The organism is Poseidonocella sp. HB161398, from assembly GCF_005870025.1.
In the GTDB taxonomy this organism is placed as follows: domain Bacteria; phylum Pseudomonadota; class Alphaproteobacteria; order Rhodobacterales; family Rhodobacteraceae; genus Mangrovicoccus.
In genome coordinates this window covers 1-12,196 of sequence record NZ_VATA01000026.1, presented here as the reverse complement: position 1 = coordinate 12,196, position 12,196 = coordinate 1, and the positions used below count along the sequence as shown (strand labels likewise).

Annotated in this window: 11 protein-coding genes and 1 rRNA gene; 9 read left to right on the top strand and 3 right to left on the bottom strand. The window is 69.5% G+C overall.

What is annotated here, in order from left to right; translation table 11 throughout:
- The first annotated feature begins 1 nt into the window (after position 1).
- The 5 genes from FGX59_RS19605 (at position 2) to FGX59_RS19585 (ending at position 5,191) form a co-directional block, all read left to right on the top strand.
- Entirely contained in the window at positions 2-922 is a 921-nt protein-coding gene (locus FGX59_RS19605; RefSeq protein ID WP_138468822.1) for a branched-chain amino acid ABC transporter permease, read from the top strand.
- A 2-nt stretch (positions 923-924) separates the two neighbouring features.
- Positions 925-1,971, top strand: a complete 1,047-nt coding sequence (locus FGX59_RS19600) for a branched-chain amino acid ABC transporter permease (RefSeq protein WP_138468821.1) — start codon at positions 925-927, stop codon at positions 1,969-1,971.
- Between the two features lie 7 nt (positions 1,972-1,978).
- Positions 1,979-2,941, top strand: coding sequence for a D-2-hydroxyacid dehydrogenase family protein (locus FGX59_RS19595; protein WP_138468820.1), 963 nt, complete (start codon positions 1,979-1,981; stop codon positions 2,939-2,941).
- Positions 2,942-3,127: 186 nt separating this feature from the next.
- Complete coding sequence (locus tag FGX59_RS19590; RefSeq protein ID WP_138468819.1) at positions 3,128-4,063, top strand: helix-turn-helix domain-containing protein; 936 nt, start codon at positions 3,128-3,130, stop codon at positions 4,061-4,063.
- Between the two features lie 111 nt (positions 4,064-4,174).
- Positions 4,175-5,191, top strand: coding sequence for a Gfo/Idh/MocA family protein (locus FGX59_RS19585; protein ID WP_138468818.1), 1,017 nt, complete (start codon positions 4,175-4,177; stop codon positions 5,189-5,191).
- A gap of 13 nt (positions 5,192-5,204) precedes the next feature.
- Here FGX59_RS19585 and FGX59_RS19580 read toward each other — a convergent pair whose 3' ends face one another.
- The 3 genes from FGX59_RS19580 to FGX59_RS19570 are packed head-to-tail and all read right to left on the bottom strand — an operon-like array spanning position 5,205 to position 7,726.
- The gene (locus tag FGX59_RS19580) at positions 5,205-5,963 is read right to left on the bottom strand and encodes an ABC transporter permease (RefSeq protein WP_138468817.1); all 759 of its coding nucleotides are present in this window, start codon (positions 5,961-5,963) and stop codon (positions 5,205-5,207) included.
- Positions 5,964-5,966: 3 nt separating this feature from the next.
- On the bottom strand, positions 5,967-6,749 hold the full coding sequence (locus FGX59_RS19575; protein ID WP_206078392.1) for an ABC transporter ATP-binding protein: 783 nt from the start codon (positions 6,747-6,749) through the stop codon (positions 5,967-5,969).
- 11 nt (positions 6,750-6,760) lie between these two features.
- Positions 6,761-7,726 carry an ABC transporter substrate-binding protein gene (locus tag FGX59_RS19570; protein ID WP_206078391.1) on the bottom strand — a complete coding sequence of 322 codons (966 nt, stop codon included), beginning with the start codon at positions 7,724-7,726 and terminating at the stop codon, positions 6,761-6,763.
- Positions 7,727-8,015: 289 nt separating this feature from the next.
- Here FGX59_RS19570 and FGX59_RS19565 point away from each other — a divergent pair, with 289 nt between their 5' ends.
- From FGX59_RS19565 to FGX59_RS19550, 4 genes are all read left to right on the top strand, one after another.
- Positions 8,016-8,597 carry a MarR family winged helix-turn-helix transcriptional regulator gene (locus FGX59_RS19565; RefSeq protein ID WP_138468816.1) on the top strand — a complete coding sequence of 194 codons (582 nt, stop codon included), beginning with the start codon at positions 8,016-8,018 and terminating at the stop codon, positions 8,595-8,597.
- A gap of 96 nt (positions 8,598-8,693) precedes the next feature.
- Complete coding sequence (locus tag FGX59_RS19560) at positions 8,694-9,827, top strand: FAD-dependent monooxygenase (RefSeq protein ID WP_138468815.1); 1,134 nt, start codon at positions 8,694-8,696, stop codon at positions 9,825-9,827.
- A complete protein-coding gene (locus FGX59_RS19555; RefSeq protein ID WP_240722587.1) occupies positions 9,824-10,780 on the top strand; it encodes a polysaccharide deacetylase family protein in 957 nt (318 codons plus the stop codon). Before FGX59_RS19560 ends, FGX59_RS19555 begins: the two co-directional genes overlap by 4 nt.
- Positions 10,781-12,130: 1,350 nt before the next feature.
- Positions 12,131-12,196 (top strand): 16S ribosomal RNA (locus tag FGX59_RS19550); the annotation flags it as partial.

The window sequence follows — 12,196 nt, the reverse complement described above, 5'->3', positions numbered from 1 at the left end:
CATGACGCAATTCCTGCAAACCTGCCTCGACGCGGCCAGCCTGGGATCGATCTTCGCGCTCTCGGCGCTCGGCATCGGGCTGCTCTTCGGCATCCTGCGGCTCGCCAATGTCGCCCATGGCGAATTCATCTCGACCGCCGCCTATTCGCTGATCGTGCCCTTCACCTCGGTCGCGGCGGCCTCCGAGCTCTTCATCGGCAAGTGGCACTGGGCGCTGGTGATCCCGACGGTCTGCGCCATCGTCATCGTGCTGGCGCTGGCGACCGAGCGCTTCGTCTTCCGGCCCTTGCGCTCGGCCTCGGCGCCGGTGCTGATGATGGCCTCCTTCACGGTCAGCTACATCCTGCAGAACACCATCCTGATGGTCTATGGCAGCCAGGCGCGCGGGGTGAACCTGTGGTACGGGCTGACCCGGCAGATCCAGTGGGAAGGCCTGCGCATCCCGCTGATCCAGATCGTCACGATCGCGGTGACGGCGGTGCTGATGGTGTCGCTGTCGCTCTTCCTGAAATACAGCCGCTTCGGCATCGAGGTCCGCGCCGCGGCCGAGGATTTCCGCATGGCGCGCTATCTGGGGGTCAGGGCCAACCGGGTGATCGGCATCGCCTTCGCGATCTCGGGGCTGCTGGCGGCGGCGGTGGCGCTCCTCTACCTGCCGCAGAGCGGGACGATCAACTATGCCTGGGGCTCGCCCTTGGCGCTCTACGGCTTCGTCGCGGTGGTGGTCGGCGGCATGGGCTCGCTGCCTGGCGCGGTGCTGGGCGGCTTCTCGATCGGCATCGCCATCACCATGCTGCAGGTCTACCTGCCGCCCGAGCTGAAGCCCTTCCGCGACGCCTTCGCCTTCGCGCTGGTGATCGTCGTCCTCGTGGTCCGGCCGAACGGGCTCTTCCCCACCAAGCATGTCATGAAAAGGGTCTGACTATGGCGCTTTCCCCTCTCAAGGGCGCGGCCCGCGAGGCGCTGCTGCCGGCTGTGCTGACCGCCGGGCTCGGCCTCGTCACGCTGCCGGTCTGGCTCTTCGCCTCGCCCACGGTCGAGACCTTCTGGTCCGAGATCCTCGTGCGGATCGTCCTGGTCACCGGCTTCTACATCTTCATCGGCAATTCCGGCGTCTTCGCCTTCGGCCATGTCGCCTTCGCCTGCATCGGCGGCTATGCGGCGGCCTGGCTGTCGATGAACCCGATGTTCAAGCAGATCATGCTGACCGGCCTGCCGGGCCCGGTGCAGGCGATGCAGCTTTCGCCCTGGGCCGGGGTGGCGGCCGCGGCGGCGATGGCCGCGCTCGTCGCGCTTGTCGTCGGCGCGGCGATCGTGCGGCTCTCGGACATCGCCGCCTCGATCGCGACTTTCGCCTTCCTCGTTGTGGTGAACCGCATCTACTCGAACTGGGACTCGGTGACCGGCGGCGTCGCGCCCTTGACCAACATCCCGCAATTCGGCTCGATCTGGCCGACCTTTTTCTTTGCCGCGGCGGCGCTTTGCGTGGCGTATCTCTTCCAGCGCTCGCGCTGGGGCCTGATGCTGAGGGCCAGCCGCGACGACGACGTGGCGGCGCTGGCCACGGGCATTTCGGTCTACCGCATGCGGCTTGCCGCCTTCGTGCTCTCGGCGGCGGTGATGGGCGCGGGCGGGGCGGTCTACACCTACTTCCTCGGCATCCTGACCGTCGACGTGTTCTACATGGGCCTGACCTTCCTGATGCTGGTCATGCTGGTCGTGGGCGGCGCCGAGAGCCTGACCGGCGTGGTCGCGGGCGTCGTCGCCGTCTCGACCGTCGCGCAGCTCCTGCGGATGGCCGAGCAGGGGGTGGAGATCGGCGGCGCCACCTTCGCCCTGCCGCTGGGGCTGCAGGAGATCAGCCTGGGCATCTTCATGGTGCTGGTGCTGGTCTACCGCTCCGACGGCATCACCCGGGGGCGCGAACTGCCGCTGCCGGGCTTCCTCAAGTCTGCCGCAGATGCAAGGTGACACCCGCATGAAGATTTCCATTCTCGACGACTACCAGAACGTCGCGCTTGCCATGGCCGACTGGGACCGGCTGCGGGGCCGCTGCGAGATCGAGGTCTGGACCGACCATCAGCCCGACCCGGAGATCTTGGCGGACCGGCTGAAGGATACCGGCATCCTCTGCCCGATGCGCGAGCGCACGGCGATTACCCGCGATCTGATGCAGCGCCTGCCCAAGCTGAAGATGATCGCGTCGAACTCGGCGGCGAATGCCGCGATCGACATGGAGGCCGCGGCCGAGCTGGGCATCGCGGTGTCGCATACCGACTACCTGCTCTACGGCACGACCGAGCTGACCTGGGGGCTGATCCTCGCGGCGATCCGCCGGCTGCCGCAGGAGATGGCCTCCTTCCGGGCGGGCGGCTGGCAGGGCCATGTCGGCCAGGACATCCACGGCCGCCGGCTGGGCATCGTGGGCCTGGGCAATTTCGGCAAGGCCGTTGCCCGGGTCGGCCAGGCCTTCGGCATGGAGGTTGCCGCCTGGAGCGCCAATCTCGACCCCGCCCATGCGGCGGAGCACGGCGTGGCGGCGGTGCCGAAGGAGGAGCTGTTCGCCACCTCCGACATCATCAGCGTCCACATGAAGCTCTCGCCGAGAAGCTGGGGAATGATCGGCGCCGCGGAGCTCGGCCTGATGAAGCCCTCGGCCTGGATCGTCAACGCCTCGCGCGGGCCGCTGATCGACGAGGCGGCGCTGGTCGCGGCGCTGCGGGCGGGGCAGATCGCGGGGGCGGCGCTCGACACGTTCGACGCCGAGCCGCTGGCGGCGGACCACCCGTTCCGCACGCTGCCGAACGTGGTCGCGACGCCGCATATCGGCTTCGTCACCGAAGACACGTACCGGCTATTTTACGGGCAGATGGCCGAAAGCATTGCCGCCTGGCTGGACGGTGTGCCGATCCGGACGGTTTTGCCCGCGCCCGCGGCCTGATCGGCTTCCGCAGGGACAGCGGATGGCCCGATACTGCGCTCCTGCAGGGGCGCGGCCCGGCGGATTGCCGGGTCCGGACGTCGCCCGCTGGCGGCGTCCTTCGCGTTTGCGGCCCGCCCGGTCCCGGCCCCCGCGCTCCGGCCCTGCAAGGTGCAGCGCCCAAGACCAGTCCGAAGGGGACCGCAGATGAGCATCGTTTTCCAGACCCGGGATCTCGCCACGGCCGAGCGGCTCGACTACTGGCAGGCGATGGTCAGCCGCCACCATGTCGCCGTCTCCCCCGAGGGCGCGGTCGCGCCGGATTTCGAGGGGCGGATGAAGATCGACGACTGGGGCGGGCTTCAGCTTTCGGACACCGCCTTCTCGCCGGTCGCCTACCGCCGCGGCCCGCGCGAGATGAAGAGCTGCGGCCGCGACGACTTCCTCTGCGTGCTGAACCTGGGCGAGGGCGGCGTCTTCGAGCACAATGGCGGCAGCTTCGGCTTCGCCGCCGGGGACATGGTGGTCTACGATACCGGCCAGCCCTATGCGATCCGCTTCCCGCGCCGGTCCCATACCGTGTCGCTGCGCATCCCGCGGCCGCAGGTCATCGCCCGGCTGCCGCGCGCCGACCGGCAGTTCGCGCTGCATCTCGACGGCCGCCGCCCGCTGGCGCAGCTAGCCGCGAGCCTGCTGAAAAGCGCCTCCAGCCTCGAGACGCTGCCCGATCCGCAGCGCTGCCGCGAGGCCGAGGCGCCGATCCTCGACGTGCTCTGCCTCGCCGTGAAGGACGTCTTCGGCGAGGACATGCGCGCCAGCCCGGGGCAGGAGCAGCTGCTGGGCCGGATCAAGCGCAGGCTGAAGGGCCAGCTCGAGGACTGTTCGCTGAGCGTCGAGAGCATCGCCCGCGCAGAGGGCATCTCGCCGCGCACGCTCAACCGGCTCTTCGCCGCCGAGGGCACCACCGCGATGCGCTGGGTCTGGCAGCAGCGCCTGGCCGCCGCCTACCGCGCCATGTCCGAGGGCAGCGTGCGCCAGGTGACGGAGGCCGCCTTCATGTTCGGCTTCAAGGACAGCTCGCATTTCACCCGCGCCTTCAAGAAGGAATACGGCATCCCGCCGAGCCGCCTGCTGCTGCGCTGATCCGCTCCGGAGCGCCCGATCCGATGACCCTGCGCGCCAGGTCCCGCCCGCGCCGTTGACCGCGCCGCCGCCTGCCGTCTCCCTGTCGGGGACAGCGGCAGGAGGCAGGTCATGGAACCGCAAACCGGACTGAGATGGGGCGTGCTGGGCAGCTCGGGCATCGCCCGCGCCCAGGTGATCCCGGCAATCAACGCGACCCCGGGCTGCCGGGTGACGGCCCTGGCCTCGCGCGACCCCGCCCGCGGACGGGAGGTGGCCGCGGCCCATGGCATCGGCAGGGTCTTCCCGGATTACGCGGCGCTGGTGGCGAGCGGCGAGATCGACGCGCTCTACATTCCGCTGCCCAACGCGCTCCACGAGGACTGGGCGCTGAAGGCTGCGGCGCGCGGCATCCCGGTCCTCTGCGAGAAGCCGCTCTCGACCGGTGCCGCCTCGGCGCGGCGGATCGTCGAGGGGTTCCGCAGCCGCGGCGTGCCGCTGATGGAGGCCTTCATGTACCGCTTCCACCCGCTCCATGCGCGGGTGCGGGAGCTCGTGGCCGGGGGCGCGATCGGCGCGCTGCGGCTCGTAGAGGCGCATATCTCCACCGACCGCACCGGCCAGACCCATATCGCGCAGCAGAAGAGCCTCGGCGGCGGGGTGCTGCTCGACGCCGGCTGCTATCCGGTCAATCTCTGCCGGATGATGTTCGGCAGCGAGCCGGTCTCGGTCCTGGCCAGCCAGGAGATCGACCCGGTCCACGGGACCGACGTGACGACGGCAGCGATCCTCGACTTCGGCGACGGGCGCCTGGGCATGGTCAGCGCTTCGCACCGGGCCGGGGGGATCAGCTCCTACCGGCTGGTCGGCAGCTCAGGGACAATCGAGGTGCCCCGCGGCTTCCTGCCGGGCTGGGGCGACGTCCTGGACGAGCCGCTGATCATCCTGACCGACGGCTGCACGACCGCGCGGCGGGAGATCCGGGTGGACGCGCCGAGCCAGTACCGGCTGATGGTGCAGGCCTTCGCGGAGGCGCTGCGGAGCGGGACGGAGATGCCCTATCCGCCGGAGGACGCCATTGCCACGCTCGCGGTGACCGACGCGATCTTCGCCGCTGCGGCAAGCGGCTGCCGCGCCGCCGTCGGATAATCCGCGCGGGCGGTCACATGTGCCAGGTGACCGCCCGGCGCTCGGCCCATTCGATCAGGTAGAAGAGCAGCACGCTCATCAGCGTCAGCAGCAGGATCGCGGCGAAGGCCAGCGGCGTCAGCGACTGCGAGGTCGACATCAGGATCAGGTAGCCCAGCCCCGACTGCGCGGCGACGAATTCGGCGATGACCGAGCCGATCACCGCGAAGGTCACCGCCACCTTGCAGCCAGTGAAGATATGCGGCAGCGCGAAGGGCAGGCGGAGGCGGCGGAAGACCTGCCAGCGCGAGGCCTCGACCGAGCGCATCAGATCGACCATGTTGCGCGGCGCCGCCTCGAGCCCGGCGATCATGTTGACGAGCACCGGGAAGAAGCAGACCAGCACCACGATCACCACCTTGGGCGCCTCGCCGACGCCGAGCCAGAGCGTCACCAGTGGCGCCAGCGCGACCTTGGGCACCGATTGCAGCCCCAGCAGGATCGGGTAGAGCACGCGCCGCAGCACCCGGGTGAAGGCGATCAGCACGGCAAGCGGCACCGAGATCGCCACCGCCAGGGCGAAGCCCGTCACCGTCTCGCGCAGCGTCACCAGCGCGTTGGCGGCCAGCTCGGGCGCCCAGTCGCGGGCGGTGGCGAGGATCTCGGAGGGGGCGGGCAGCAGCCAGGAGGGCAGGGCGAACCAGCGCACCGCCAGTTCCCACAGCAGGAAGAGCGCGGCGAAGATCGCCAGCGGCTCCAGCCGCGCGCGCCAGCGCGCCGGGGTGTCGGTCATGGCTCAGATGCTCCGCTGGCTGAAGATGATGGACCGGATCTGCTGCTTGAGCGCGTGGAATTCCGGCAGGGCGGCGGTCTCGACGCTGCGCGGGCGCGGCAGCGGGACGGGGATGTCGGCGAGGATGCGGCCCGGGCGCGGCGACATCACCAGCACGCGGTCGCCGAGCAGGATCGCCTCCTCGATGTCATGGGTGATCAGAAGCGCCGTGCGCCCCAGATCCTGCCACATCCGCGACAGGTCCAGAGACAGCTCCTCGCGGGTCAGCGCGTCGAGCGCGCCGAAGGGCTCGTCCATCAGCAGGAGGCCCGGATCGGCGATCAGCGCACGGCAGAAGGCGGCCCGCTGCTTCATGCCCCCCGAGAGCTGCGCGGGCCGGTGCCCGGCGAAATCGGCGAGCCCGGCCATGGCGAGAAGCTCCAGCGCGCGGGCGCGGGCCGGGCCCGCGGGATGCCCGGCCACCTCGGCGGGCATGGTGACATTCTCGAGGATGCTCAGCCAGGGGAAGAGCACATGTTCCTGGAAGATGATCCCGGTTTGGCGGGTGGGCCCGTCAAGCGGCCGTCCCTCGCGCGCGATGGTGCCGCGGCTCGGCGCCTCGAGCCCGCCGGCCAGCTTCAGCAGGGTGGACTTGCCGCAGCCCGAGGGGCCGACCACCGAGACGAACTCGCCCCGGCGGATCTCCAGGTCGATGGCGCCGAGCGCCTCGACCGCGCCCCGGCCCTGGCCGTAGGTCTTGCCCAGCCCGGCCATCGACAGGACCGGAGATGCCCCGTCCGTCTGCACGCCCTTCCCGATCACTCGGCGAAGCCCGGCGCGTAGAGGTCCTGGGGCGCGACCGGGGCCTTCAGCTCGTAGGCGCCCTCGACGACGGCGATGGTGCCCGCGATCATGTCCGGATCGATCCGGCCCGGCGCTGCGCCTTCTGCGACCAGCGCGCCGACCTTCTCCGTCTCGGCGGCGCCGATTTCGGGATCGATCTGCTTCTGGTACTTGTGGATGATCTCTCCGGCCTCCTGCGGATCGGCGATGGCATCGGCCAGGCCGCGATAGGTGGCGCGCACGAAGGCCTTCACCAGCTCGGGATCGCTGCCGATCGTCTCTTCCGTGGCGATCAGCCCGTTGCCGTAGTAGTCGAGCCCGGCATCGGCATAGCCCAGCTCCACCAGTGCCTTCGGCGCCACGGCCTTGGCGAGGAGCGGCGCGCCGACGGTGAACTGCCCGACCGCGTCGACCCGGCCCTGGGCCAGAAGCGAGGGCAGCGCGGCGCCCTCGGCGGTGATCCATTCCACCGCCTCCGGGTCGATCCCGGCGGCCTTGGCATAGGCCGGAAAGAGCAGCGGGATGGCCGAGAAGGCGGTGTCGGCGACCTTGCGGCCCTCCAGATCGGCGGCGCTGTCGATGCCGCTGCCCTCGATCGCGTAGATCGCATGCGGCGAGCTGGCATAGACGATCGAGACGAGCTTGACCGGCAGCCCGTCATTGCCCCGCGCCAGGACCAGCGCGCCGGCATCGGCGAAGCCGATCTGCGCCGTGCCCGCCGCGACCTTGCGGATCGCGTCGGCCGAGCCCTGGCCGCGGAGGATTTCGACATCGAGCCCTTCCTCGGCGTAGTAGCCCTTGTCGAGCGCGACATAGAAGAAGGCGTGGCGGCCGTTGAAGCCGAAATCGGTGGTGAAGGTGACGTTCTTCGCCTCGGCGGCGATCCCGCCCGCCAGAAGCATCGCGGCAGCTGCCACGGAACGCATCGCGGTCTTGAGCATGGGTCTTCCCTCTGCGCGGCCCGCCCGCGGGACGGGGCCGGATTGACATGGCTGGCGGGTCTCGGCCCGGCCTGATCGTTCGATATCGAATAAAATGGCAGGACAAGCCGTGTTCCGGGACGGTCGCGCCGATGCCTGGTGCCGTCGCTGAAAATTTCCGCAGAAATCGGGGCAACTTGCCGGAACATGTGCTGGAAATGAACATTTTCGCTCGAAATACCCGCGGGCTTCTGGTCTACCGGAGGGGAAGAGCCCGGGGAAAACAGCCGGGAAATTGCAGGAAAACCCCATGTCTTCTTCGGATAAGCGCAAAACCCGGCGCGAGTCGCGCCCCACCAGCGCCGAGGCCGTGGCCGCCATTCACGCCCAGTGGCAGCAGGAGCGGCCGGATATCGATCCCGGCCCGGTCTGGGTCTACGGGCTGCTCGGTCGGGTGCAGCTGGAAGGGACGCAGCTCATCAACCGCGCGCTGGCGCCGCTGGGGCTGACCCGGCCCTCCTACGACGTGCTGACCGCGCTGCGCCGCGCCGGGCCGCCCTATGCGCTGACGCCCAAGCAGATCGCCCGCTCCCTGCTGCTGAGCGGAAGCGGTTTGACAAGCCGTATCAACACATTGGAGGAAAAGCGCCTAGTTGCGCGCATGCCCGAGCCTTCGGACCGGCGCACCCATGCGGTGCAGCTCACGCTGGAGGGGTTGAGCGTGGTCGACCGCGCCATCCCGCTGGTCTTCGAGGTGCAGCGCCAGAGCCTGGAAGGCCTCGGCGAGGCCGAAACCCGGGCGCTGGTCGAGGCGCTGCGCCAGGTCTCCGGCCGGCTGGCGGAGATCGAGGCGGAAGCCGCCGAGGCAGCGGGTGCCGAGGGCTCCGGTTGACAAGCAGGCGCCGCCGCGGTCATTTCATTCGATATCGAACAATTGGCGCCTGGCGCCGGTTCCCTTTGCAATGAAAGCTCCAGCGAGGCGCAGCGCATGGCACAGCCCCTGCAGGTCGCGGTCGTGGGGGCGGGTCTGGGCGGACTGACCGCCGCCGCCGCCCTCTCCCGTTCCGGCCACGAGGTCACCCTCTATGAACAGGCCCCGGCCTTCGCCCGCCTCGGCGCGGGCATCATCCTGAGCCCAAATGTCACCCGGCTTCTGGGCCGGCTCGGCCTCGCCGCGCCGCTCTGCGCCCGCGGGATCGAGCCCGACGCCTTCCTCAGCCGCGACTGGCAGAGCGGCGAGACCATGGTCGAGATGCCCTTCGGCGCCGGGACCCCGGCGCTCCATGGCGCGCCCTACGTGAACATCCACCGCGCCGACCTGCATGACATCCTGCTCTCGGCCCTGTCGGCGGGTCGGCTGCAGCTCGGGCGCAGGCTCGACGGGGTCGAGGAGGACGCCCATGGCGTGACGCTGCGCTTCGGCGATGGCGGGCGGGCGCGGGCCGATATCGTGATCGGCGCCGACGGCATCAATTCGAAGCTGCGCGAGATCCTGCAGGGCGCGGCCGAACCGCGCTTCACCGGCAAGATGGCGCATCGGACCATCCTGAAAACCGCGGACATTCCCGGCGGGCCGGTGCGCGACTGCACCAAATGGTGGGCGCCCGACCGCCATATCCTCGCCTATTACATGACCGGCCGCCGCGACGAGGTCTATACCATGTCCGCCGTGCCGGGCGAGGGCTGGGGCTACGAGGAAACGTCCCGCCCGCTCGACGCCGCCGAGATGCGCGCCGCCTTCGAGGGCGGCCATCCCGACCTGATGCGCGTGCTTGATGCCGCGCGCGAGGCGACGGTCTGGCCGATCTGCGACCGGCCGCGCGACGACCGCTGGGCGGAGGGGCGGATCTGCCTGATCGGCGATGCCTGCCATCCGGTGCGCCCCTTCATGGCGGCGGGCGGCGCGATGGCGATCGAGGATGCGGTGATCCTCGACCGGGCGCTGGCCGCCTGCGAGGGCGATCACGCGGCGGGCTTCGCGCTCTACATGGCCGAGCGGATCCCGCGGGTCGCCGAGGTGCAGCGGGTCTCGGTCGAGAACAGCTGGATGTGCGGCCCGACCGAGACCGACTGGTTCTTCGGCTATGACGCGGGCAGCGCGGAGCTGGGAGTGGCGGCATGAGCGCGCGCTACGCCACGCCCCGCAGCATCCGCCCCGAGCCGATGACGGCCCGCGACTTCCTCGGCTACGGGCCCGAGACGCCCGATCCGCTCTGGCCCGGCGGGGCGCGGATCGCGGTGAATTTCAACCTCAATGTCGAGGGCGGGGCAGAGAACAGCCTGGCCAATGGCGATGCGGGCTCCGAGCCGATGCTGAACGATATCGGCGAGGCCGCGCGGCCGGGGGTGCGCGCGCCGCTGGTCGAGTCGGTCTTCGAATACGGCCCGCGCCGCGGCGCCTGGCGCCTCCTGGAGCTGTTCCGCGCGGCCGGGATCCCGATCTCGGTGCTGGCGGTGGGCCGTGCGGCCGAGCTCTATCCCGACCTCTTCCGGCGTTTCGCCGCCGAGGGGCACGAGATCGTCAGCCACCATTACCGCTGGATCGACTACGCGCATCTGCCCGAAGCGGAGGAGCGCGCCCATGTCGCCGCCGCCATCTCCGCCATTGCCGCGGCCACCGGGCGGGCGCCGTCGGGCTGGATGACCGGGCGGCCGGGGCAGAACACGCGGCGACTGGTCTGCGAGGCGGAGGGGCTGCTCTATGACCGCGACTCGCTGGCGGACGAGCTGCCGTGGTGGGTCGACCCCGGGACGGGCCGGCCGCATCTGGTGATCCCGTATTCCTTCGAGGCGAATGACAACCGCTTCGACGCGAATAACGGCTTTGCCACGGCGGGCCAGTATTTCGAGTACCACCGCGACGCGTTCGACCTGATGCGGGAGGAAGGTCTGGCCGGGCATCCGAAGCTGCTGTCGATCGGTCTGCATGACCGGCTGATCGGGCGGCCGGGCCGGGCGGCCGGGCTGAAGCGGCTGATCGCCCATATGGCGTCCTTCGGCGATGTCTGGTTCTGCACCGGAGCGGACATCCATCGCCATTGGGCGGCCACCTTCCCGCCGGATCCTGCCGCCTGACGCGAGCGGGGTCCAACCCGGTCGCGGCACCGGGTCCGGCCCGGCTTGGCGAGGTTCTGGCGGAAAGCCATGGCTGCGGTCCGGTAGGATCGCTCCCTGAAAAGTGGTCCAGCCTGAAGGAGGCTCTCGGGCCAGGCGGAGGACAGAATGCGGCGCAGATCGGCGCCGGACGAGCGGGTGATCCGGGGGGATCACTCTCCCGGCGGAGGGCGCTAGCCCGAGGGGATCGTCGCGAGGCTCCGGCAAGTGGATGTGAAGGTATCGCGCTGCCGGTCTGTAGCGGATGCGGTTCGCGACGATCCCCTCGGGCAATTCACGTCGCGCCGGCGGTGCAGGGAGCGAAGCAATGTCCGCCATTGATCCGAGGGCAAGGGTCGAGTGGCGTCCTGAACTCCGGCGAGGGGCCAAGCGGCTGAAGGCGCTTGAGCGCGATGGAGCCATTGCGGCGCCAACGGTCCGAGCCCGATGGGCGACGGTCCGGGAATCGCAGCCACATCTGCCAGGCAGCGGATCGCCGCCGTCGGCGCTCCGACCGCCGATATCGAGATGGGGGGCGCTTAGAGCTGCCTCGGGATGACGGAACGCGGGCGGTTGTCCCGAGGCAGGACTGCTGCGAGCGTTCCGACGCAAGGTTCCGGAACCTGCTGCTGAACGGCGTGAGCTTCTGCAGCCTTCCGGGTGCGCGGGCTGGGTTTGGCGGGCTGGGCGCGGGGAGCGCGGCGGGGACGGGGGGTGACGGGCTGGGATCCGGCGCCTCGGCGCGGTGGTGGATCTGGTCCTGTCGGTGCCGGAGTTGGGGTGTCTCTACATGTAGTGGTTCTCTGACTGCTCTGCCCGATTTCTGGACTTTCCGTTTGGTCAGGGCAATTTTTTCGGGTTTCGAGCGAGAATCGAGTTGCGGGTGTCGGGAGGTTTCTCTAGAAGGCCCTTCACCGACGGGGCGGCGACGCTCCGGGGCGCTGGACGGGCCGCTGAGGCGGGCCGGACGGCGGAGAGATCAGGGTGATTGGCGAGCGGGTCGCGTCGGAAGATTGACGCCTCCTGCCGGTTTTTGCCTCCGGTGTCTTGGTAAATGGGGTTTCGGCCCCGGGTTTCGGCCCGCGCTTTTTGACAATCGAGTATCTGAAGAGATATGCGGGCGGTTCCGGTCATTCGACCGACGGACCGATGCATATCGGCTCATTAGGCTTCGGCCGATGATATGAGTGTCAGCTTCACTGTTTTGCGGTTTCTCGTACCTTCGGGTACCTGAAGCACGAAACAGAGAATGCATCTTTTCCCGGTCCTTAGCCGGGCGGGAAGAGATGATGTGCAGAGGTTCTAACGTCAAGGATACGCAGCAATGCGTTTCAACTTGAGAGTTTGATCCTGGCTCAGAACGAACGCTGGCGGCAGGCCTAACACATGCAAGTCGAG